The 22,223-nt window shown below is 62.8% G+C and carries 19 protein-coding genes and 2 pseudogenes; 20 read left to right on the forward strand and 1 reads right to left on the reverse strand.

Annotated elements, in window-relative coordinates; translation table 11 throughout:
* Positions 1-701: 701 nt before the first annotated feature.
* The 7 genes from F3H95_RS25980 to F3H95_RS27670 all read left to right on the forward strand — a co-directional run bounded on the left by F3H95_RS25980 (position 702) and on the right by F3H95_RS27670 (position 10,369).
* On the forward strand, positions 702-1,685 hold the full coding sequence (locus F3H95_RS25980) for a helix-turn-helix domain-containing protein (protein WP_149748094.1): 984 nt from the start codon (positions 702-704) through the stop codon (positions 1,683-1,685).
* Positions 1,686-1,790: 105 nt separating this feature from the next.
* Positions 1,791-3,818, forward strand: coding sequence for a hydantoinase/oxoprolinase family protein (locus F3H95_RS25985; RefSeq protein WP_149748095.1), 2,028 nt, complete (start codon positions 1,791-1,793; stop codon positions 3,816-3,818).
* Positions 3,819-3,823: 5 nt separating this feature from the next.
* A complete protein-coding gene (locus tag F3H95_RS25990; RefSeq protein ID WP_149748096.1) occupies positions 3,824-5,791 on the forward strand; it encodes a hydantoinase B/oxoprolinase family protein in 1,968 nt (655 codons plus the stop codon).
* 141 nt (positions 5,792-5,932) lie between these two features.
* Positions 5,933-6,778 (forward strand): FAD binding domain-containing protein, encoded by an 846-nt coding sequence (locus F3H95_RS25995; RefSeq protein WP_244618148.1) that lies wholly within the window; start codon positions 5,933-5,935, stop codon positions 6,776-6,778.
* Positions 6,775-7,272, forward strand: a complete 498-nt coding sequence (locus tag F3H95_RS26000) for a (2Fe-2S)-binding protein (RefSeq protein WP_149748097.1) — start codon at positions 6,775-6,777, stop codon at positions 7,270-7,272. The genes F3H95_RS25995 and F3H95_RS26000 overlap by 4 nt, the downstream gene beginning before the upstream one ends.
* Before the next feature lie 4 nt (positions 7,273-7,276).
* Positions 7,277-9,625: a xanthine dehydrogenase family protein molybdopterin-binding subunit gene (locus F3H95_RS26005; RefSeq protein ID WP_149748111.1), complete on the forward strand. Its 2,349-nt coding sequence runs from the start codon at positions 7,277-7,279 to the stop codon at positions 9,623-9,625.
* 78 nt (positions 9,626-9,703) lie between these two features.
* Complete coding sequence (locus F3H95_RS27670; RefSeq protein WP_149748098.1) at positions 9,704-10,369, forward strand: nuclear transport factor 2 family protein; 666 nt, start codon at positions 9,704-9,706, stop codon at positions 10,367-10,369.
* Between the two features lie 37 nt (positions 10,370-10,406).
* Here F3H95_RS27670 and F3H95_RS26015 read toward each other — a convergent pair whose 3' ends face one another.
* A complete protein-coding gene (locus F3H95_RS26015; protein ID WP_149748099.1) occupies positions 10,407-11,312 on the reverse strand; it encodes a LysR family transcriptional regulator in 906 nt (301 codons plus the stop codon).
* Positions 11,313-11,447: 135 nt separating this feature from the next.
* On the opposite strand from F3H95_RS26015, the gene pxpA reads away from it, so the two are divergent.
* From pxpA to F3H95_RS26080, 13 genes and pseudogenes are all read left to right on the forward strand, one after another.
* Positions 11,448-12,170, forward strand: a complete 723-nt coding sequence (gene pxpA, locus F3H95_RS26020; RefSeq protein ID WP_149748100.1) for a 5-oxoprolinase subunit PxpA — start codon at positions 11,448-11,450, stop codon at positions 12,168-12,170.
* A gap of 72 nt (positions 12,171-12,242) precedes the next feature.
* Positions 12,243-12,476 (forward strand): acetyl-CoA carboxylase, encoded by a 234-nt coding sequence (locus F3H95_RS26025; RefSeq protein WP_149748101.1) that lies wholly within the window; start codon positions 12,243-12,245, stop codon positions 12,474-12,476.
* Positions 12,473-13,840 (forward strand): acetyl-CoA carboxylase biotin carboxylase subunit, encoded by a 1,368-nt coding sequence (locus F3H95_RS26030; protein WP_210248599.1) that lies wholly within the window; start codon positions 12,473-12,475, stop codon positions 13,838-13,840. The genes F3H95_RS26025 and F3H95_RS26030 overlap by 4 nt, the downstream gene beginning before the upstream one ends.
* Positions 13,841-13,856: 16 nt before the next feature.
* Positions 13,857-14,732, forward strand: coding sequence for a carboxyltransferase domain-containing protein (locus F3H95_RS26035; RefSeq protein ID WP_149748103.1), 876 nt, complete (start codon positions 13,857-13,859; stop codon positions 14,730-14,732).
* Entirely contained in the window at positions 14,722-15,693 is a 972-nt protein-coding gene (locus F3H95_RS26040; protein WP_149748104.1) for a biotin-dependent carboxyltransferase family protein, read from the forward strand. Before F3H95_RS26035 ends, F3H95_RS26040 begins: the two co-directional genes overlap by 11 nt.
* A 260-nt stretch (positions 15,694-15,953) precedes the next feature.
* Positions 15,954-16,706, forward strand: coding sequence for an ABC transporter ATP-binding protein (locus F3H95_RS26045; protein WP_149748105.1), 753 nt, complete (start codon positions 15,954-15,956; stop codon positions 16,704-16,706).
* The gene (locus F3H95_RS26050; RefSeq protein ID WP_149748106.1) at positions 16,703-17,437 is read left to right on the forward strand and encodes an ABC transporter ATP-binding protein; all 735 of its coding nucleotides are present in this window, start codon (positions 16,703-16,705) and stop codon (positions 17,435-17,437) included. Before F3H95_RS26045 ends, F3H95_RS26050 begins: the two co-directional genes overlap by 4 nt.
* 1 nt (position 17,438) lies before the next feature.
* Positions 17,439-18,344: a branched-chain amino acid ABC transporter permease gene (locus tag F3H95_RS26055; RefSeq protein WP_149748107.1), complete on the forward strand. Its 906-nt coding sequence runs from the start codon at positions 17,439-17,441 to the stop codon at positions 18,342-18,344.
* 5 nt (positions 18,345-18,349) lie between these two features.
* Positions 18,350-19,438, forward strand: coding sequence for a branched-chain amino acid ABC transporter permease (locus F3H95_RS26060; protein WP_149748108.1), 1,089 nt, complete (start codon positions 18,350-18,352; stop codon positions 19,436-19,438).
* A gap of 42 nt (positions 19,439-19,480) precedes the next feature.
* Positions 19,481-20,674 carry an ABC transporter substrate-binding protein gene (locus tag F3H95_RS26065; RefSeq protein ID WP_149748109.1) on the forward strand — a complete coding sequence of 398 codons (1,194 nt, stop codon included), beginning with the start codon at positions 19,481-19,483 and terminating at the stop codon, positions 20,672-20,674.
* A gap of 146 nt (positions 20,675-20,820) precedes the next feature.
* Positions 20,821-21,373: pseudogene (locus F3H95_RS26070) on the forward strand (transposase); the annotation flags it as partial.
* Positions 21,370-21,852, forward strand: coding sequence for a plasmid pRiA4b ORF-3 family protein (locus F3H95_RS26075; RefSeq protein ID WP_244618149.1), 483 nt, complete (start codon positions 21,370-21,372; stop codon positions 21,850-21,852). The pseudogene F3H95_RS26070 and the gene F3H95_RS26075, both read left to right, overlap by 4 nt.
* Before the next feature lie 132 nt (positions 21,853-21,984).
* Positions 21,985-22,140: pseudogene (locus F3H95_RS26080) on the forward strand (transposase); the annotation flags it as partial.
* Positions 22,141-22,223: the final 83 nt, after the last annotated feature.

Below are 22,223 nucleotides of genomic sequence, written 5' to 3' on the forward strand. Positions count from 1 at the left end.
GCGCTTAAAATCTTCGCTGAAATTCGATTTGCTCATGATGCTCTTCCTGCCTCAAAATTAGGAAAGAAGGCGTCTACAAATCTCGGGGCTATTCAGTACCGATATCATTGACGGCATTTCGAGTCAGACTCTGAGGCTATGGATGCCAACTTTGCTTGAGTGTCAGACAAGATGCACAATGGGTTGGAGCCGGAGCGCGCGGCCAGCAGGTCCGCTAGAGCAGCAGATCCGGCAGGACCGAGGCCGTGACAGGCGACGGCTGGCCATGTAACCGCCGATCCCGCTTGATCGGTCAACTGTCCTGCCCTCATCGTCGATGCATGTCGGCCACACTAAAACAGGTGGCGCCCACGGTGAGGAAATTGTCTATCTCACGGATCGGCGCGTCGGCGCTCTTAATGCTTGGGTTGCAGCAGCGTGGATCAACAGCGGTAGTGCGTTTCGCGCCATTGATCGCCGGGGGAGTGTATCAAAGAAAGCAATGGATCAAGAAGCGATCAACGATATCGTCAAGACATAAGCCAGAAGGGAGCGGTCTCCCTTCTGGCGGAAGGGTTCAACAGGCGTCAGGACCGACGATCTTCGTCAGAATCGCCCCCACCACATACTTTATTCGCTTTCTGACCAAGACCGGCGGCGCATTTCATGTATGCTTCCCAGCATAAACGAAGGCCTTAAGGCCATCAGGGGAGCGTCGAGGAATGAAATATGTCGTCGATACCATAGGCAATGTCTCTGGCGGTGACGCTTGGCAGGCGGCAGTGACCGCAACCTATTTTCCGCTGGACACCGAATATCGCAACCGCCGCGAATTCAGGGGCGCGCTGGAAACCTGGTCGCTGGGAATGGTCGGCGTGTCGCGGATGCAATGCGACGGGCTGATCTATCGCCGCCATCGCCGCCATTTTCTCAACGAGCGGGATTCGAGCCTGCTCATTACCATTCCGATGCTGAGCGAGGTGAATTTCTCGCAAGGTTCGCGGACGGTGAAGTGTCAGCCGGGCGGCTTCCTCGTCGAGCGCGGTGACGCACCTTACGAGTTCTGGCACGGCCGGACGAATGCGCTCTGGGTCTTGAAAGTGCCCTCTGCCAGCGTCCGTTCGCGCATCGGTTCGGCGGACCGTCTGAGCGCGCTGAGCTTCGATGCCACGCAAGGCGTTGCGGCGCTCTTCCTTGATACCGTCCGTCTGACCATCGAGCGGGCACCGGAGATCAACGAGGCGGCGCGGGAGCTGGCCGGCAAGCATATTCTCGACATGCTCTGCCTTTCGATCGTCAGCGACGACCGGGTCCTCGACAGCAATGTCTCTCCGATCCGGGCCAGCCACCTGCATCGTGCCGAGCAATATATCCGCGACAACCTCAAGAACCCGAACCTTGGTCCGCAAGGGGTCGCGGAGGCCTGCGGGATTTCGCTGCGTTACCTGCAGGGCCTGTTCCAGGATAGCGACAAGTCGATCAACAGCTTCATCCGCGATTGCCGGCTCGACCGCTGCGCGGAAGACCTGATGTCTCTGACCGCCAGGGGCACGATCGCCGAAATTGCCTATCGCTGGGGCTTTGCCGACCAGTCGCAATTCTGCAAACACTATCGCAGCCGATTTGGCTGCTCGCCTTCCGACACACGCCGTCAGGCGACCAACGTGCCAGATGCACCGCCTCCGGGACGCAGCCGCCGGGACTGAGCCCGCAGTCTGACAGTCAACCGCCACCCATGAATTGAACCGGTTCCCGTTCGCGAACCGGATCGCCCTTCCGTGTCCTTTCGACGCGCATTTCGAGGAACCAGCATGAGCAAGACCAGAGTCGCCGTCGATGTCGGAGGAACGTTCACCGACATCTGCATCATGGACGAGGAGAGCGGCGCGATCCGCATTGAGAAGACAGCCTCCACGCCCCATGATCCGATGCAGGCGATCCTGAACGGTATCGAGCAGGCAAAAATCGACCTCTCCGCGGTCACCATGTTCTCGCATGGCACGACGGTTGCGACCAACGCGCTGATCACCCGGCGCATCCCACGCACCGCCATGATCTGCACGCAAGGTTTTCGAGATGTCGTGGAAATCCGCCGCTCCAACAAGGAAGACCTGTGGGACACCTACAAGGATGTCGCCAAGCCCTATGTGCCGCGCCGCGACCGCCTGACAGCGCTCGAGCGCGTCGAGGCCGACGGCAAGGTGATGGTGCCGCTCGATGAGGCAGGTGCCCGCCGCGTCGCCGAAGTTCTGAAGAAGCGCGAGGTGAAGTCCGTCGCGGTCTGCTTCATGAACTCCTATGTCAACGGCGCGAACGAGCGGCGCATGCGCGATATCCTGAAGGATATCATGCCTGAGGTCCCCGTCTCCATCTCCTGCGAAGTCATGCCGGAAATCTTCGAGCACGAGCGCTTTTCCACGACGATGGCCAATTCCGTCTGCGCGCCGGTCGTGGTCGATTACGTCTCGCGCCTCGGCGATAAGCTGGCCGAAGGCGGCTATGCCCGAGACCTTCTGCTGCTCCACAGCGGCGGCGGCGTGATGACGCCCGCCAGCGTCAAGGAATTTTCGGCCCGCCTCGCCGGTTCCGGCATTGCCGCGGGCGCGATTGCCAGCCGCTTCATCGGCAATCTCTGCGGCTTCCCCAATTCCATCGGCTTCGACATGGGCGGCACCAGCACCGACGTGTCGCTGGCCTATAACGGCGAACCGCGCATCACCAAGGACTGGTATATCGAATATGGCTACCCGATCCGCTTTCCCTCCATCGAAGTCCTGACCATCGGGGCTGGCGGCGGGTCGCTGGCCTGGCGCGACGAGGGCGGATCTCTCCGCAACGGTCCGCAATCTGCCGGCGCCTATCCCGGTCCGGCCTGCTACAAGAACGGCAACAGGACTGCCACGAACACGGACGCGAATGTCGTTCTTGGCCGTCTCGGCACCAGCCTTGCCGGCGGCAAGATCACGCTCGATCCGGAGCTGGCCACCGAAGCCGTGCAGGAAACCGTGGCGGGCCCGTTCAACATGAGCCTGCATCAGGCGGCTGAAGCAATTGTCGCCGTTGCCAATTCCAACATGGCGAATGCCGTGCGCCTGCTCTCGATCAGCCGTGGCTACGACCCGCGCGATTTCGCGCTCGTCGCCTTCGGCGGCGCAGGCGCGCTGCATGGCGCGGCGGTCGCGAGGGAGCTTTCAATACCGACCGTCATCGTGCCGCCGAACCCGGGCGTGACCTCGGCGCTCGGCTGCCTGCTGGTCGATGTGCAGCACGACTTCTCCGACAGCTTCATGACCAATGCCTCGACTGTTTCGCCAGACGAGATGGAAGCGGCCTTCACCAAGATGGAAGCGCAGGCCGTCGAGCGACTGACACATGAAGGCGTGGCGCGCGAGGACATGACGCTGATGCGCTCCGTTGAGATGATGTATGCCGGGCAATGGCGCTCGCTCTCGGTGTCTGCTCCTGCGAAGATCGTGAGCGTTTCCGATCTGGTCGAGGGCTTCCACGCCGAGCATGAGCGGGAGTTCAACTTCCGCCGCGACGAGGCCCCCGTTGCCATTTTCCGCATTGCGATCAAGGCCATCGGTACGGTTCCGAAGGCCGACATGCCGAAATACGAGCTACGGCCGCACAAGGCCGAGCCTGTTTCCCGCCGCAAGGTCTGGTTCGATGCGGTGGCCCATGAAGCCGCGATCTACGAGCGCGAAAAGCTGAAGGCGGGGGCCGCCTTCGAAGGTCCGGCCATTGTCGAACAGTTCGACTCCACGACTGTCGTGCCGCCCGGCATGAGCGCGAAGGTCGATGCCTACATGAACATCCTCATTTCCACGAAAGGCTGAACCCCATGAACAAGATGATGAATGTCGGCGGCAGCCTCGACCCCGTCACCTTCGAGGTTCTGAAGAACTCCTTCATCACCTCGGTCGACCAGATGGCCGAGCAGATGCTGCGCACCTGCTATTCCTTCGTGATCTATAACCGCGACTTTTCCAATGGTCTGCATGACAGTGACGGTAACTCCGTGGCCCAGGGCAACCAGGACATCGCGGTGCATGTCGGCACGCTGCATTTCACCTGCAAGGACGTGATCCGCGCCTTCGAGGGCGAGATGCTGCCGGGCGATGTCTATGCCATCAACGACCCTTACGCCGGCGGCACGCATTTCTCCGACGTGCGCCTCGTTCGCCCGATCTTTGACGAGGATCACCTGATCGGCTTCTCGCAGTCCAACGGCCATTGGTCGGATCTCGGCGGCTCGGTGCCGGGCTCCTTCGACGTGACGGCGCGCGACATGTTCCGCGAGGGCATGCGCATCACGCCGGTGCGGCTCTTCCATGGTGGGCGTTTCTGCGCCGATGTCGCGAACCTCATCGCCGCCCAGACCCGCGACCCGGCGTCGATCATCGGCGACATCCATTCGCAGGCGCAGGCGACGCAGGTGGCCGAGCGCGAAATCCTCCGGCTGGTGCGCAAATATGGCCGCGATCAGGTCACGCAGGGCATGCGCGAAGTGCAGGATTACGTGGAGCGTGCGGCACGCAAGCGCATTGCCGAGCTTCCCGATGGCACCTGGGAGACGGTCGACTACATCGACCGCGACCCGGCGACCGGCGAAGGCATGATCCCGATCCGCATCAAGATGACGATCAAGGGCGATACGATCCATTACGACTTCACCGGAAGTCATGCGACGATTGCCTCCATGTACAACTCGGCTCCCGGCGCGACCTTCTCAGCCGTGGTTGCCGGCACCAAGACCTTTTTCCCCGATCTGCCACTCAATTCCGGCTTCTACCGGATGATCGAGGTGACGGCGCCGAAGAACAGCGTCGTCAGCGCCGAATGGCCGATTGCCGTCACGGGCTTCCTCATGCCGTTTGAGAAGATCATGAACGCGATCTTCGAAATGTGGTCGAAGATCATGCCGGAGCGGGCGATCGCCTGCGCCTTCAACCTCGAATATCTGCTCGCCGGCGGTCTCGACGCCCGCAAGCCCGAAAAGCCGATCTTCATGTTCTATGAGTGGCTCCCCGGCGGCTGGGGTGGCCGTAACGGCAAGGACGGCGCGGACGTGACCACCGCCTGCTTCGGCACTGGCCTGATGTCGCAGCCGAATGAGGGCAACGAGCGCGTCAACCCGACCCACACCGTCGAGTTCCAGATCCTGCAGGATTCGGCCGGACCGGGCAAATGGCGCGGTGGGGTCGGCGTGCAGAAGACCTCGCTGCTGCTGGAATCCGAAAAGTCGGTCATGTCCTATATCTGCGACCGTGAACGCGCCGTCGTCTGGGGCGTGGAAGGCGGGCTTCCCTCGATGCCGCACGGCTTGACCATCAAGCGGGCGGGCGAGGACAAGGAGACCTGGCTCGGCTCCGTCTTCTCCGACTATCCGGTCTATTCCGGCGACCAGTTCGCCAGGCCCACCGCTGGCGGCGGCGGCTTCGGCGACCCGCTGGAGCGCGATCCGCAGAAGGTTCTGGTCGACGTCATCGACGACTATGTCTCGATCCGCCGCGCGGCGCTGGACTATGGTGTCGTGATCAAGGAGATCGACGCCGATCTGTGCGAATACGAAATCGACACGGCCGCGACCGAGGCGCTACGTGCCGACATCCGGGCAAGCCGCAAGGGCTGGGCGCGGATGGAACCGGCGGAGGTTTCGCGCCTCTACAAGGCGGGTGAGATCGACGCACTCGACGCCGTGCGCCGCTATGCCGTCATCCTCGACTGGGAAAGCGGCGAGGTGCTGCCGAAGACGACCGGGCAGTTCCGCGAGAGCTACGAGAAACGCACGATCGCCCACTGGGGCTGATTTGGGAATGGCCGGCGGACGCTCCGCCGGCCATCTGATTTTTCGATATTACAATCAAGAAATGACTATTTCACAGGGGCCTTCGCACAGGCGAAGATCGCTGCAATGCCGCAAAAGACGGCTTTTCAGAGGGGTGTTCGCATGGACATGAGAGAAGGTCCGGAACGCGTGTTCGATTCCGTTGCCACGGTCGCGGAGGCTGTCGCCGCTCGTGAGGCAGGGGCTGCGGTGCTTGCCGGTGGCACGTGGATGATGCGTGATCCGCGGCGGGGCGTTGACCTGCCGAAGCGGATCGTTGCGCTTTCGGGGATTGCTGAACTTCAGGCCGTTGATGTGCTGGATGACCGCGTGTCGATCGGTGCATCCGTCACCCATACGGCTTTGGCCAAGGCTGTTACCGGAGTTGCTGGCCTTGAAGGGCTCGCCGCTGCCGCAACCGGTGCCGCCAACCCCGCCATCCGCCGCGTCGCGACCGTCGGCGGTAATCTCTGTACCATTGATTTCGCGGCCGCCGACCTCGTGCCAGCCCTTCTGGCGCTCGACGCTGAGGTTGAACTCGCCTTGGCAGATGGCCCGCGTATTCTGCCGCTCCCCGACTTTCTTAGAGAGCGCATCGCACTTTTGAACGGGGCGCTGCTGACCCGCGTGGTTGTCCGCCGTAACGCCGTCGCCTCCACCCATGTCCGCCTGCCACTGCGCAAGGCGGGCGATTATCCGGTCGCCATCGTTTCCGTTGCGCGGGCAGCCGATGGCGCCATCCGCATCGCTGTCGGTTCCGTCGAGCCCGTAGCCCGCCGCTGGACCGCGCTGGAGGCGGCTTTCGCCGGGCAAACCCTCACGCCTGAAGAGGCGCAGGCGCTGGCCGAAAAGGCCAATGATTTCATCGGCCGCGATGGCATAGAGGTCGAGGGCTGGTATCGGCGCGCGGTGCTGCCGGTGCTGGTGCGTCGCGCCTTTGCGGCTCTTGAGAGAGGCGGTGCGGCATGACGGTGACATTCCAGCTGAACGGCGAGCGCTGCCGCTTGCACGACGACCCGATGACGCCGCTGCTCGACGTGCTGCGGCGCGAAAAGTTCCTGACCGGCGCGAAGGCGGTCTGCCGCGAAGGCTTTTGCGGTGCCTGCACCGTGCATGTCGATGGCGAGCCGGTCATGTCCTGTCTGAAACCGGTTGGTTTACTGTCCGGCTGTTCGGTGACGACCATCGAGGGCCTGAGCAGCGGCGATCAGGCGCTGCATCCCCTGCAGGCGGCGTTCGAAGCGGCCGATGTCGTGCAATGCGGCATGTGCTTTCCGGGCATGGTGATGAGCCTCTCCGCCTTCGTACGCGACAATCCGCAGGCGACGCGGCCCGAGATCAAGGCGGCCATGGCCGGCAATATCTGTCGCTGCACGGGCTATGAGCGGATCGTCGATGCGGTGGCCGATCATCTGGAAGCGCGTAATTCTGCCAATCCGGCACAGGAGGCAGTTCATGTCTGAGACCATGCCCGAACTCTCCACCACCGTCATGGACCTGCCACGCCGGGACGCCCGCGACAAGCTGCGCGGCCGCACCCGTTACACGGTCGACCGCATCCGCCCGGACATGCTGCATGCCGTCCTGCTGCGCTCGCATGTGCCGGCGGGCCGGATCGTCAAGCTGGACCTGGAGGCCGCGCGCAACGCTGCCGGCGTCCGCGCCATTGCCACCGGCCACGATGCGCCGGGCCTTTACGGCATCGGTATTGCGGATCATCCGCTGCTTGCCATCGACACGGTTCGCTATCACGGCGAACCCATTGTCGCGATTGCCGCCGAGACGGAGACGCAGGCGCGGGCGGCCCTTGCTCTCGTCGAGCTGGAGATCGAACCTCTCGCGCCCATCCTCACCATGGGCGAGGCGCTGGCGAGAGATGCACGGCTGGTTCATGAGACATGGCGCGATTACGAGGTGCTGACCGAAGGCGGCGCGCGCGAGGGTAATGTCGCCTGGGAAGCGCGCAGTGTCCGTGGCGATGTCGATGCGGCCTTTGCGCGGCCGGACGTCAAGATCGTCGAGACGACGATCCGCGTCGGACGTCAGAGCCATGTGCCGTTCGAGCCGCGGACGGCCATCGGATCGTGGGAAAACGGCCGCGCCCATATCGAGACCTCGACACAGGTGCCCTGGACGGTGCGCAATGTCACGGGCCGCGTGCTGCAATTGCCGCCGGGCCGCGTGCGCGTCACCGTGCCGCCGGTCGGCGGCGGCTTCGGCCTGAAATTCGATGCGACCATCGAGCCGATCACCGCGCTGCTCTCCCGGATGACGGGGCGCACGGTCGTCATTGAAAACACGCGGCAGGAGGAGATGGCGACCTGCCTGTGCCGCGAGAATGCCGAGATCCTCATCCGCTCCGCCGTGACGGCAGACGGTGAGATTGTGGGCCGAGAAGCGGTCGTGCTGATGGATTGTGGAGCCTATGGCGGCGAACAGATTTTTCTGACAACCATGACAGCCCACACGCTCGGCGGCAATTACCGCGTCGGCGCGATGCGGCTCGTCAGCCGCGCGGTCTATACGAACACGCCGCCGAATGGTGCGTTTCGCGCCTGCAACGGTGTCTACAATACGTTTGCGCTGGAGCGGCATACCGACGAGATCTGTCAGGCGCTTGGCCTTGATCCGCTGGAGTTTCGCAAGAAGAACGTGCTGGGCGACGGCGATCTCGGTGCGACGGGCCAGGTTTATGAAGGCGATGTGCTGAAGCCCATGCTGGAGCGGATGGAAGCGCTCCGCGCCGCCACCGGCACGCGGGAGGACAAGGCCGATGGCCGCCTCTATGGCCGCGCGACGACGGTCGGCACCTGGTTCGTCTTCGTCGGACCTTCTGCGGCCACGATCAACATGAATGCGGATGGCAGCGCCACGCTCATCACCTCCGGCGTCGAGATCGGCTCCGGCACGATGATGCAGTCTCTGCCGCAGATCGTTGCGGGACAGCTGGGGCTTTCGCCGGATCAGGTCGTGGTGCGCGAGGCCGATACGGATTCCGCCGGGCTCGATGTCGGCGTCGGTGGCGGGCGCACGACCGTTTCCATCGGTGCCGCCAGCATCGGGGCGGCGGCGGAGGTGCGCGACAAGCTCTTCGGCTTTGCGAGCCAGCTCCTGCAGACGCGGCCGGACGAGTTGGAACTCATCGGTGGGCGGGTCGCCATCAAGGGGCGGCCGGGTTCCGGGGTCGCGATTTCCACCGTCGTCCAGCATGCGCAGAGCGTGACGGGTCCGGTGACGGGAACCGGAAGCTTCACCGGCAAGAACACGCCGGCCATGTCGGGTTGCGCCTTCGGGCACATGATCGAGGCGCTGGACATTCCGGTCTTCGTTGTCCACGAGGCCGAAGTCGCGGTTGATCCGGACACCGGCCATGTCGAGGTTCTGGCCTACCGGGTCGTGCAGGATGTCGGCCGGGCGCTGAACCGCCGCGCCATCATGGGGCAGATCCAGGGCGGCGTCGTGCAGGGTCTGGGCTATGCATTGCATGAGGCGGTGACGATTTCACCCGAGGGCCGCATCCGTGAGGACGGGTTCGAAACCTATCGCGTGCCGCTGGCCGGCGATGCCGTGCCGGTGGTTGCCGATCTCTACGAGGGGGCGCCGTCCATGGGGCCGCTGGGGACGAAGGGAGCGGGCGAGGTGCCGATCCTTGGCGTCGCCGCAGCCATCGGCTGCGCGGTTGCCAATGCGACAGGCAAGCCGGTGCGCGAACTGCCGCTGACGCCGCCGCGTGTACTGGGCCTCCTGAAGGGCCGGGAGACATCGCCCGAATTCCCGCATATCGCCGCCTCTTTCGAGGCCAATACCCTCACCTGACGGGGGCCGTCAGGGACATCATGGTCCGTGGGGACCGCACGCACGGCTCCCCGATGCCGGCGCACAGGAGAGACTGGAATGAGCGTAACGCAGGCCGAACCCGTCACCCATATCGACGATGACCGCTTCCGCGTGACCGAATGGCGCTTTGCGCCGGGTGCGGAAACCGGCTGGCATGTCCACGGACACGACTACGTCGTCGTGCCGTTGACGGATGGCCACATGGGGCTGGTCGGGCCGGACGGCAGGCAGGCGGAAGCCCGGCTGCAGCAGGGCATTCCCTATTCGCGCCGCACCGGCGTCGCCCACAATGTCAGCAATATCGGCGAGACGCCGTTCTCCTTCCTCGAAATCGAGGTGGTGGAGAACGGGATCGAGGCAAGGCGGCTTGCGGTCATGGATCGTTTTTCGGCTGCCTGGAACGCCCAGGATCTCGAGACCATCATGGAACTGACAGCCGATGATTGCGCCTTTCATGCCTCGGCCGGTTCGGAGGCTGAAGGCGCGCGGCATGTCGGCCGGGACGCTGTGCGCGCGGCTTACGCCAGCATCTTCGCCTGCTTCCCGGACGGACAGTGGACGAACGGCAAGGCGATGATCAGCGGCGACACCGGTCTCACCTGGTGGCGCTTCGTCGGCACGACGGCCGAGGGAAAAAGGGTCGAGGTCGATGGCTGCGACATCCTGACATTCGCAGGCGACAAGATCGCCATCAAGGATTCCTATCGCAAGTCGCGGACCTGACCCCGCACGATCGGACCCGAGGGGAAATGTCGTCCGATCAGCCTCCGCCGCCCATTGTCACTGACATGAAGGCGCGGAAGGCAGCGGCTGCAGCGCTGATCGGACGCGACTTGGACCAGGCGAGACCGACATCCATGCTGGGAATCTCCTGGTTCAGCCGCCGCACTTCGATGCGCTGACCTTCCAGCGACCACGGCCGGTAGACCATGTCGGAGAGGATGGTGACGCCGACGCCGGAAGCGACGAGCGAGCGCACGGCCTCGACGGAGCTTGTCGATAGGACGACGCGCGGCGAGAAGCCCGCGCCGACCCAATAGCGCGCCGCCGTCTTGCGCGCCTCGTCGACGGTGAGCATCACATAGTCCTCCTCGGCGACGTCCGAGAGACTGATCTCCTGCTTGTTGAGCAGCGGATGGTCGGCCGCCAGCCACAGCCGCCGCGTCGAGCGCATCAGCAGTTCCTCTTCGATCTCCTCCTTGTTCTGGAGGTTGGAGACCAGCATGACCGCCATGTCGATATCGCCTGCGACGAGCCGGTTTTCGAGCGCCATGCGCGGCAGTTCGGCAAGCTCCACCTCGATATGCGGATAGGTCTTGCGGAAGCGCGCGTAGTGGCGCGACATGAAATAGCCGACGACCGTATAGGTCATGCCCAGCCTGAGCTTGGCGTTGAGCCCCGTCTGTTCGCGCAAGGGTGAGCGGACGGCGGCGGCAACCGCCCCCGTGATCACACGCGCATGATCGAGAAAGCGCGCGCCCTCCATTGTCAGCCGGACGCCGGCATGCGTGCGCTCGAAGAGCACAACGCCAAGTTCCATCTCCAGTGACTTGATCGCTGCGGTCACGGCGGATTGGGAGATATTGAGGTCCACGGCCGCATGGCTCACCTGCCCACTATCGGCAGTTGCAATAAAATAATCCAATTGTTTCAAAGTGATAGCCATGATTTTCCACCTCTCGGAAGTATTATCTGTTTTTTCGATATTACATTCAAAAAATGATTATTTCACAAGAAACTGGAACTGCGCAAACATTGCTGCAACGCCGCAAAGACGGCAGATGAAAGAGGGGTACTAATCATGCCGGTCACATTGAATTGTGACATGGGGGAGAGCTTTGGCCTCTACCAGATGGGCGATGACAGCGGGCTGATGCCGTTGATTGATGTCGCCAATGTCGCCTGCGGGTTCCACGCATCCGACCCGAACCACATGCACCAGACCGTCGTCCGCGCCAAGGCGGCGGGCGTTCGCATCGGCTCACATCCCGGCCTGCCGGATCTTCAGGGTTTCGGCCGCCGCGAGATGCGGATGACGCGCGACGAGGTGCGCAATGCCATTGTCTATCAGACCGGCGCGCTGCTCGGCTTCATGCAATCCGAGGGCATGGAACTCCACCACATCAAGCCGCACGGCAGCCTTTATTTCATGGCGATGCAACAGGAGGCCGTGGCCCATGGCGTCTGCGACGCCGCAGAAATCTTCGGCGTGCCGCTGTTCGGCATGACCGGAACGCTGCATGAGGAAATCTATCAGGCGCGGGGCATTCCGTTCGTCGCGGAGTTTTATGCGGACCTGGAATATAATGCGCAGGGTAAGCTGATCCTCACGCGTGTTCACGATGCCAAGGACCCGGCCAGGATGGCGGAGCGTTGCGTGCGTGCCATCACGGAAGGCAAGGGCACGGCGGAAGACGGAACGCTGTTTCCGGTTCGCTGCGAAACGATCTGCGTCCACTCCGACACGCCGAACGCCATCGACATCGCCAGGGCCGTTCGGGACGCGATTGCTCCCTGGCATTGACCGGCAGCCTTACCGCGTATTCATTGTGCGGTGCAGCATATCCTTTCCATATCAGACGAACTGGAGCATGGCATGCCACAGATTCTCTCTCCCCTTCCAGGCACGTTCTACCGCAGCCCGTCTCCGGGCCAGCCTGCCTACAAGAACGATGGCGACAGCGTCGCGGTCGGCGACGTCATCGGCCTGATCGAGGTGATGAAGTCCTTCCACGAGGTGAAGGCGGACGTCGCGGGTGCCAACATCCGTTTCGTCACCGACAATGAAGAGCCGGTCATGGCCGGCGCAGCTCTGGCGGATCTGGACTGATGCTGAAAAAACTGCTGGTCGCCAATCGCGGGGAGATCGCGGTCCGGATCATCCGGGCGGCGAAGGATCTCGGCATCCAGACGGTGGCGGTGCATTCGGCCGCGGACGTGACCTCGCTTCATGTGCTTCTGGCGGACGAAGCCGTCAACATTGGCCCACCGGCGGCCAGGAAATCCTATCTCAATATCGAGGCGATCATCGACGCCGCCAAGGCAACGGGCTGCGACAGCATTCATCCGGGCTACGGGTTCCTTGCCGAAAACGCCACCTTTTCGGATGCCGTCACGGCGGCCGGCCTCGTCTTCGTCGGCCCGTCCGGCGATGCGATCCGGCTGATGGGCGACAAGGTGTCGGCCCGCTCGGCGGCTGCGGCTGCCGGTGTCCCGGTTGTTCCGGGCTCGGCCGGACGCGTCGAGGGTATCGACGCGGCGCGCCATGTGCTGATCGATACCGGCTTTCCGGTCATGATCAAGGCGGCCGCAGGCGGTGGCGGTCGCGGCATTCGCATCGCCAACAATCTCGCCGAATTCGAGCAGGCTTTTCCGCAAGCCGAGGCCGAGGCGCTGGCCGCCTTCGGTGACGGCGGTCTCTACATGGAGAAAGTCATCGGCAAGGCGCGCCATATCGAGGTGCAGGTTCTGGCCGACGGCAAACACGCCATCCATTGCTATGAGCGCGAATGCTCGCTGCAGCGCCGCCGCCAGAAGGTCTGGGAGGAGGCGCCGTCGCGCGCTCTGTCCGAAGACCTGCGCGAAGAGCTTTGCGCTTCGGCGGTGGCGCTCGCCAAGGCGGTCGGCTATTCCGGCGCCGGCACGGTCGAATATCTCTATGACGACGAGGCAAACCGCTTCTATTTCATCGAGATGAACACCCGCATCCAGGTCGAGCATCCGGTCACGGAGGCGATCACGGGGATCGATCTGGTGGCCGAAATGCTGCGGATTGCCGGCGGCGAGCCGCTGCGGATCAGCCAAAAGGACGTCTCGGTGCGCGGCCACGCCATCGAAGTGCGCATCAACGCCGAAGACCCGTCGAAGGATTTCGCGCCCTTCCCCGGCACGGTCGGCGATCTGCGCTTGCCAGGCGGGCCGGGTGTGCGCTTCGATTCCATGCTCTATCCCGGATACCAGGTTCCGCCGTTCTACGACTCGCTGCTTGCCAAGCTGATCGTCCACGCTGAAACGCGCGAGGCAGCGATTGCGCGGCTGGTGCGCGCGCTCGGCGAACTGAAAATCGATGGCATGAAGACGACCAAACCGCTCTTCCTCGCGCTCGCCGCCGACCCGTCGGTGCAGAGCGGGAATGTGCACACCCGCTGGCTGGAAGGCTGGCTCAACGACAACGCGGCGAAGCTTGCGGACTGACGGACAAGGGGAACGAATGTCGATACGTTTCAACTTCGGGGGTGACGAGCATATCTTCGGCGAAGTGTCCGAAGCGATGTCGCTGGACTCCTTCTTCACCGGCCTGTCGATGGCCAATGCGGTGAAGGCCGCCAACATCAAGGGCGTCACCGAAATCTGCCCGGCCAATGCCAGCTTCCAGATCCGCTTCAACCCGGACCTCATCAAGCCCGAGGACCTGCTGAAGGAACTGAAATCGATGGAGGATGCCGCCTCCAAATCGGATTCTGTGCTCAAAACCCGCATCATTGAACTGCCGGTCTATTTCCAGGACCCGTGGACGCATGAGACCTGCATGCGCTTCCGCGAACGCCATCAGGATCCGAACGCGACCGACCTTGAATATTCCGCCCGTATCAACGGCTATGCGACGGTCGAGGACTTCATCGCAGCCTATTCCGGGCAACCGTGGTTCGTCTCCATGGTCGGCTTCGTCGCGGGGCTTCCCTGGCTCTACCAGATGGTCGAACGCCAGAAGCAGATCCAGGCTCCGAAATATCTGCGCCCCCGCACGGATACGCCGAAGCTCACCATCGGTCACGGCGGCTGCTTTGCCGCGATCTACTCGGTGCGCGGCGCCGGCGGCTATCAGATGTATGGCGTGACCCCGGCTCCGATCTACGATCCCACCCGCAAGGTACGGTATCTGACCGACGAGATGTGCCTGTTCAAGCCCGGCGACATCGTCAAGTTCAAGGCCATCAACCGCGATACCTATGACACAACGCTGGAAGCCATCGACGCCAACACCTGGCAGCCGACCGTGCGCGAGGCGACCTTTTCGCTGACCGAGTTCAACAAGGACATCTACGGCACCAATGCCAAGCTGATGGAGCTGATCAATGGCCGTTAAAGTCATCTCGCCCGGTCTTTCCACCTCCGTTCAGGATCTCGGCCGCCCCGGCTATTATCACCTCGGCATTCCGGAAGGCGGCGGCATGGACCGCTTCGCCACCCGCATCGCCAACATTCTCGTCGGCAACGATCCGGGGCTGGCCGTTCTTGAAGTGACCTTCATGGGCCCGGAACTGGAGTTTACCGAGGCCGCGACCGTCGCCATCACCGGCGGCGAACTTCCCCCAAAGGTCAATGGCGAAGAGCGCCCGACCTGGGAAAGCTTCCCCGTCAAGGCCGGCGACCGGCTTTCCTTCGGCTATCTGAAGGGCGGTGCGCGTGCCTATATAGCGATTTCCGGCGGCATCGACGTTCCCGTTGTTCTGGGCTCGCGCACGACCTATGTGCTCGGCGCGCTCGGCGGCTTCGAAGGTCGCGTGCTCAAAGCCGGCGATGTGCTGCCGATCGGCTCTGCCTCCGGCAAGGCCGGCAAGTCGCTGCCAGCCAATCTCCGCCGCCCGCAGGTCAGCCCCGCCGAACTGCGCATGCTGCCCGGCATCTACTGGCATCGCATCACGGAGGCCGCCGGCAAGCGCTTCTTCGACGACACCTGGAAGGTGGCGCCCGAGGCCGACCGCATCGGCTATCGCTTCAGGGGCGGTGTGCCGCTCGAATTCGTCGAGCGAGAACAGCCCTTCGGGGCCGGGTCCGATCCCTCCAATATCGTCGATGCCTGCTACCCTTACGGCTCCATCCAGGTGCCGAGCGGTACGGAACCGATCGTGCTGCATCGCGACGCCGTCTCCGGCGGAGGCTACATGATGCTCGGCGTGGTCATCTCCGCCGACATGGACCTGATTGCGCAGCTGCAGCCGCATACGCCGGCGAAATTTGTTCCGGTCACGCTCGATCAGGCACTCGCCGCGCGCGCGGACAATGCGACACTACTGGCGCGCGCCGAAGAGTACCTCGCCGGCTAACGGCGAGCTTTTGGACCAACCGGCCGGGGAGGCCGATCCCAAGGAAGGGAACCGCCGGCCAAAGCCGGTTCCGCTGCGCCCGATGACAAGATCGGTCGCGTGAAACGACAAGACGAAGCCGGCAAACGGCGAGATTTTGGCATTCCGAGCAGCGCATCAAGACGAAGCCGGAAGCGAAAGGGGAACACAGCGAAGCCGATTTGCCGGACGATCCGGCCACGGCAAGGCGTGCCTTCCCTTCAGGACAGAAAGAAGGGGACATGAGCTATCTCAGTGCGGAAGAGGTTTCCGTCGCGTTTGCGGGTCTCAAGGCCCTGTCTTCGGTCAACCTGAAGATCATGCCCGGCCATATCAGCGGCCTGATCGGTCCGAATGGCGCGGGCAAGACGACTCTGGTGAACGTGCTGACCGGTTTCCAGGCCCCGACAGCCGGTGCCGTCACGCTGGACGGTCAACCGCTGACCCATCTGAAGCCGCATCAGGTGCGCCGGCGCGGCGTCGCCCGCACCTTTCAGGGCGGCCGGCTGTTTCGCGATCTGCCTGTCATCGACAATCTCGAAGTCACCGGCGTCGGCCTCGGCATGAGCCGCCGCGCCGCCATCGCCGAAGCCGAAGCCATGCTGGAATGGGTCGGCATTGCGCCGCTCAAGAACCGCATTGCCGGCACGCTGCCCTATACGGACGAGCGCCGCGTGGCGATCGGCCGCGCGCTGATGGGCCGCCCGGCCTATATCCTGCTCGATGAACCCGCTGCCGGCATGAGCGCGCCGGAGGCGGCCGATCTTTCGGAACTGGTGCGGCGCGTTGCCAAGAACCTCGGCATCGGCGTGCTGATCATCGAACACAATGTCGGCCTGGTCGTTGGCCTTTGCGACCATATCGTCGTGCTCGATTCCGGCGCCGTCATCGAAGAGGGCGACCCCGCCGCCATCCGCGACAGCGAGAAGGTTCGCCATGCCTATATGGGCACCGCCGCCGAGGCTGTGCGCGCCAATCCGGAGGTGCTGGCATGACCCTGCTGAACCTCGTCAATGTCTCTGTCCGCTATGGCCGCCTGACCGCGGTGCGAGGTGTCTCGATCGACCTGAAGGAAGGCCAGGTCCTCTTTGTCACCGGGCCGAACGGCGCGGGCAAATCCTCGCTGCTTCGCGCCATCGCCGGGGTTACGCCGACCGCCGGGGGCCATGTCGAGTTCGACGGGGCCGAAATTACCGGACGCACGCCGGAAGATATCGCACGCCTCGGCTTCTCCATGGTACCGGAAGGCCGCGAGGTGTTCGGCTCGCTGACCATCGAGGAAAATCTGATGGTGGGCGCCGGCATGCATTCGCGCACACCCGGCTGGAAGGGGCAGACCGCTGCCGATCTGGACGCGGTCTATGCCACGTTCCCGATCCTGAAGGAACGCCGCAACCAGCAGGCAGGTCTTCTCTCCGGCGGCCAACAGCAGATGCTTGTCATCGGCCGTGCACTGATGACGCGCCCGCGACTGATTGCCATCGACGAACCCTCGCTGGGCCTCGCGCCCAACATTACCGACCAGGTCTATGAGCGGCTCGTCGCGCTGCAGGCCGAGCGCAAGCTGACGCTTCTGATCGTCGAGCAGAGTTCGACCCGCGCCGTGATGATCGGCGGACGCATGATCCTCATGCGCTCGGGCCAGATCGTGCTGGATGGCGACGCCCGTGAACTGGGCAACAGTGAGGCCATGCAGGCCGCCTATTTTGGATACGAGGACCACTGACATGCTCCAGATCGTCTTCGACGCCCTCTCCCTCGGTTCACTCTACGCGCTCGGCGCGCTCGGCATCGCGCTGATTTTCGGCGTCATGCGGCTCGTCAACTTCGCGCATGGCGACGTTATCGCCTTCTCGATCTTCGCGCTGCTCTGGCCTTCGACGGATGCCATGGCCATCGTCTTTGCCGGCAACCTGCCCTGGTTCCTGCTGATCCCCTTCGTTCTTCTTGTCGGGGCGGCGCTCTCGGTGCTCTGCGAAATCGTCGTCTTCCGGCGCTTCCGCAACACCAGCCCCGCCAGCATGATGATCGCCTCCTTCGCGCTCGGCTTCGTCATCCGCTACTTCCTGTTGATGCTCTATTCCAGCCGGCCGAAGTCGATCTCGCTGCTGCCGGAACTGTCGCAGCCGGTCGAAATCCTTGGCGCGCGCCTGCCGCTCCTGCAACTGATGACCATCATCATCACGATCGCGATCCTGTTGGGACTCGTAATCTTCCTGCGCCGGACCCGCTTCGGTCTGGAAATGCGCGCTGCTGCGGAAAACTTCTCCATGGCCCGGATGCTCGGCGTGCGCGCCAACCGCGTCATCATGGGGGCTTTCGCGCTGTCGGGAGCCCTGGCCGGCGCCATTGCCCTGATCTTCGGTATCCAGACGGGCACGGCCGATATCCAGATGGGCGCGGCTGTCATGCTGATGGCCTTCATCTCCACCGTCATCGGCGGCCTTGGCAGCCTGGCGGGGGCGGTGCTGGCCGGTTTCCTGCTCGGGGCCGCCTCGGTCGTCATGCAGGTCATCCTGCCCGTGGAGACGCGCCCGTTCCGTGACGCCTTCGTCTACGGCGCCGTCATCCTCGTCCTCCTCTTCCGGCCGCAGGGTCTCATTGCCGCTCGCGGCACGAAGGAAAGGGTCTGATCTCCGTGTCCACATCCTCCCTCGCCATCGACCCGATCCTGAATGCCAATGCGATTGCCGCCCGCAAGCCGGCCCGGTTTGCGCTTGCCGGAAAATCCATCGTCACACCGATCCTCCTGCTGCTGATCCTGCTGGCGATCGCGCTCGTCACGACGATGATCGGCTCAAAGCCATTCAACCAAGTCATCATCGACCTCTTCGTTCGCATCATTCTCGTTGTCGGGCTCTATGTCTTCATCGGCAATTCCGGCGTCATGAGCTTCGGTCAGATCGGCTTTACTTGTCTCGGGGCCTATGTTGCCGCCTGGCTGACAATCAACCCGGTGATGAAGAAGATGTCGCTGCCGGGCCTGCCGGGCTTCATCATGCAGGCAAAGCTCGAATACTGGCAGGGGGCCCTACTTGCAGCCTTGTTTGCCGGGGTCGTCGCGCTGATCTTCGGGCGGGTGCTGATGCGGCTTTCGGGCATTGCCGCCTCGATTGCGACCTTCGCCATGCTTGCCATGATCAACACGATCTATTCCAACTGGGATCGCGTCACCGGCGCCACCTCCTCCGTGGTCGGCATTCCGATCGTCCGCTCGATCTGGCCCTATTTCATCGCTGCCGGCATTGTCATCTTCATCGCCTGGCTGCACGCGATTTCCCGCTCCGGCCTGGCATTGCGCGCCGCCCGCGACGAACCGACGGCGGCAGCCGCCTCCGGCATCGACATTCCGAAGGAGCGGCTGATCGCCTTCGTCATCTCGGGCGCCATCATGGGGGCTGGCGGCGCGCTGACCGCCCATTCCATCGGTGTCGTCACGCCCGACAACTTCTACCTCAGCCTGACCTTCGTGACGCTCTCGATGCTGGTGGTCGGGGGCATGAGCAGCCTGACCGGCAGCGTCCTCGGCGTCGTCATCCTCTCGGCACTGATCCAGGGGCTTCGCTTCCTGGAAGCAGGCGTTCCGGTCGGAGGCTCGATGCTGGCGCTGCCCAAGGGGCTTCAGGAAATCGCGCTCGGCATCATCATGATCGTCATTCTCGCGCTTCGCCCCGCGGGCCTGTTCGGCAATCGCGAGCTCACACTTCATAGCAACCGCAGTGAATGACCGGCGGGATAAACCCGCCGGCACCAAAAAAGGGGAACTTCCATGAAACGCAGATTGAGATTCGTGGCCGCAGCCGTCTTTGCCTTGACAGCGGCTCTTCCGGCGTTTGCAGCCGACGGCAAGATCGTGGTGGGGTTTGCCACAGCGGAATCCGGCTTCATGCAGGCCTATGACCAGCCCGCGACCGATGCCGCGCTGATCCGCATCGACGAGATCAACAAGGCGGGCGGCCTTCTTGGCAAGAAGATCGAAGTCGTCAAGGCAGACACCAAGTCTGACCGCGCGGAAGGTGCCAAGGCGGGTCTCTCCGTGCTCGATCAGGGCGCCGACCTCGTGGTCGTGTCCTGCGACTATGACTTCGGTTCGCCGGCAGCGCTTGCGGCAGAAGCGGCCGGCAAGGTCTCGTTCTTCCTCTGCGCCGAATCCGTCAAGGCGGGCATCCAGGGTGTCGGCCCGCACAGCTTCTCGGCCTCGGTTCTCGCCGCCGTGCAGGGCGCCACGATGGCCGAATGGGCCTTCAACAAGAAGGAAGCCAAGACCTTCTACCGCCTGCTGGACACCTGGACCGAATACAACAAGGGCATCTGCGACGGCTTCGACTGGATGATGCCGAAGCTGGAAGCCAAGGGTGCCAAGCTCGTCGGGAAGGACACGTTCAAGAACGACGACGCGTCGATTGCCGCCCAGATCACGCGCATAAAAGCGCTGCCAAAAGAGCCGGACGCAATCATGCTCTGCACGATGATGCCGGGTGCCGTCTCGGCCATCAAGCAGATCCGCGCCGCCGGCATCAACTCGATGATCCTCAACGGCTCGGGCGTCGACGGAAGCTACTGGCTCTCGGCCGTTCCGGACCTGTCGAACTTCTTCGTGCCGGTTCAGGGCTCGATCTATGGTGACGACCCGAACCCGGACGTCAACAAGTTCAACGCGACCTACAAGGCAAAGACCGGCCAGGATCCGTCGTCCATGTATGTCTATCCGGGCTATGTCATGATCGACGTATGGGCCAAGGCCGTCGAGCGTGCGAAGTCAACGGATGCCGACGAGGTTGTTGCGACACTCGAAAAGATGAAGGGCGAGCCGACCCTCTTCGGGCCCCGCACCTTCACATCCGAACTGCATCATCAAAACACCGCGAAATATCTCATTGCAGAAACCACCAAGGGCAAACCCCATATCGTCGATAGCTGGACAATTTCCGAATCCATCCCGCTCGATGCACTGCTGAAATAACAGCCTTCGCAATTAGGAACTCGATGGAAGCCCGGTTCGCGCAAGCGATCGGGCTTCTCTCCTTTGTAAAACATCACGCACAGTACACGTTTTAGAGTCTGTCAGCGCTAAACGGAATCCCCTCGCGATTCCGTTTAGCGCTGACAGACTCTAGGCGTGGAAAGAACGCTGCGTCGATCTCGCCTATAGCTCTGGAAGCCGTCAAACGGATCGACGCCCTGTTCGATATCGAGCGCGAGATAAACGCCTTGCCGCCGAGGAACGGCTACAACGGCGGCGCAGAGACAGTCTGCTGCTTGTCGCGGAACTCGAACAATGGATGCGCATGAAGCGGGTCAAGCTGTCACGAAGTTCTCCTGTCGCCGAGGCGATCGACTATAGGCTCAAGCGTAGCAGGGCTTCACATCGTTCCTCGATGACGGTCGGATTTGCCTGACCAATAATGCGGCGGAACGGGCATTGCGCGGTTTTGCACTTGGCCGCAAGTCATGGCTCTTCGCCGGTTCGGATCGGGGCGCTGATCGCGCCGCCTTCATGGCGACGCTAATGATGACGGCAAAGCTCAACGACATCGATCCACAGTCCTGGCTGGCTGATGTGCTGGCGAGGATCGCCAGCCCTCCTGCACCAAAATTATCCGAACCGCTGCCATGGGAATTGAAGAACCATGAACCGATGGAGAAAGCGGTTGCCGCATGACCATATCTATCGCCCGTCTCAAGATCACGCTCGATGACGTCGAACCAGTCGTCATGCGCCGTATCAAGATGCCGTTCGACATCAGGCTCGACCGATTGCATCTGATGCTGCAGACGGCCCTGGGTTGGACCAACAGCCATCTCTACGAGTTCTGCATCAAGAATATCGGCTTTGGCATGCCCAACCCCACATGGGGTGACGGCCCGCTGGACGTCCGAAAGGCAACACTTCTGTCCGCGGTCGAGGATACCGGGGCCAAATCCTTCAGATATCTCTATGACTTCGGTGAAGGCTGGGAGCACTCCGTCAAGATCGAACGCATAGCCCCGGCGCTTCCGGGCCTCGATCCCCTCAGCCTTATCGATGCCACTGGTGCTTGCCCGCCTGAGGATATCGACGGGCCTTGGGGATATCAGGAGTTCATCGAAGCACTTGCCGATCCCGGTCATGAACGCCACGAAGAACTGGTTGAATGGTAGGGCAGTCACCTGTTCGACAGCGACGCCGTCGACAAACCCGCGATCACAGAGGCCCTTCAAGCTCTCAGCAAGAAATGGACCCGCAAACCGAGGTCAAAAGCCTGAAAGGCAAAGCCCGCGACCCTCGCCGGATGGTTACCCCAGGTTCTGGTGCCGACCCTGAAGCCTGGTGATGTCGTCATCCTTGACAATCTCTCCAGCCATAAGCGACCGGCGGCGCGTGAGATGATCGAGGCTGCCGGTGCGCACATGCTGTTCCTCCCGCCCTACAGCCCAGACTTCAATCCTTGTATGGATGGCTCCTGCGTGTCAAGGATACGATTGGTTCCAGTAAACAGGTCGGTTGCGGCCATGTATACGGCGTCTGATAT

The organism is Rhizobium sp. RU35A (assembly GCF_900156005.1).
Classification (GTDB): domain Bacteria; phylum Pseudomonadota; class Alphaproteobacteria; order Rhizobiales; family Rhizobiaceae; genus Neorhizobium; species Neorhizobium straminoryzae.

Excerpts from the sequence above, each read along its gene's own strand:
- F3H95_RS25980 (WP_149748094.1), top strand. The coding sequence starts at position 702 with ATGAAATATGTCGTCGATACCATAGGCAATGTCTCTGGCGGTGACGCT.
- F3H95_RS25985 (WP_149748095.1), top strand. The coding sequence starts at position 1,791 with ATGAGCAAGACCAGAGTCGCCGTCGATGTCGGAGGAACGTTCACCGAC.
- F3H95_RS25990 (WP_149748096.1), top strand. The coding sequence starts at position 3,824 with ATGAACAAGATGATGAATGTCGGCGGCAGCCTCGACCCCGTCACCTTC.
- F3H95_RS25995 (WP_244618148.1), top strand. The coding sequence starts at position 5,933 with ATGGACATGAGAGAAGGTCCGGAACGCGTGTTCGATTCCGTTGCCACG.
- F3H95_RS26000 (WP_149748097.1), top strand. The coding sequence starts at position 6,775 with ATGACGGTGACATTCCAGCTGAACGGCGAGCGCTGCCGCTTGCACGAC.
- F3H95_RS26005 (WP_149748111.1), top strand. The coding sequence starts at position 7,277 with ATGCCCGAACTCTCCACCACCGTCATGGACCTGCCACGCCGGGACGCC.
- F3H95_RS27670 (WP_149748098.1), top strand. The coding sequence starts at position 9,704 with ATGAGCGTAACGCAGGCCGAACCCGTCACCCATATCGACGATGACCGC.
- F3H95_RS26015 (WP_149748099.1), bottom strand. The coding sequence starts at position 11,312 with ATGGCTATCACTTTGAAACAATTGGATTATTTTATTGCAACTGCCGAT.
- pxpA (WP_149748100.1), top strand. The coding sequence starts at position 11,448 with ATGCCGGTCACATTGAATTGTGACATGGGGGAGAGCTTTGGCCTCTAC.
- F3H95_RS26025 (WP_149748101.1), top strand. The coding sequence starts at position 12,243 with ATGCCACAGATTCTCTCTCCCCTTCCAGGCACGTTCTACCGCAGCCCG.
- F3H95_RS26035 (WP_149748103.1), top strand. The coding sequence starts at position 13,857 with ATGTCGATACGTTTCAACTTCGGGGGTGACGAGCATATCTTCGGCGAA.
- F3H95_RS26040 (WP_149748104.1), top strand. The coding sequence starts at position 14,722 with ATGGCCGTTAAAGTCATCTCGCCCGGTCTTTCCACCTCCGTTCAGGAT.
- F3H95_RS26045 (WP_149748105.1), top strand. The coding sequence starts at position 15,954 with ATGAGCTATCTCAGTGCGGAAGAGGTTTCCGTCGCGTTTGCGGGTCTC.
- F3H95_RS26050 (WP_149748106.1), top strand. The coding sequence starts at position 16,703 with ATGACCCTGCTGAACCTCGTCAATGTCTCTGTCCGCTATGGCCGCCTG.
- F3H95_RS26055 (WP_149748107.1), top strand. The coding sequence starts at position 17,439 with ATGCTCCAGATCGTCTTCGACGCCCTCTCCCTCGGTTCACTCTACGCG.
- F3H95_RS26065 (WP_149748109.1), top strand. The coding sequence starts at position 19,481 with ATGAAACGCAGATTGAGATTCGTGGCCGCAGCCGTCTTTGCCTTGACA.
- F3H95_RS26075 (WP_244618149.1), top strand. The coding sequence starts at position 21,370 with ATGACCATATCTATCGCCCGTCTCAAGATCACGCTCGATGACGTCGAA.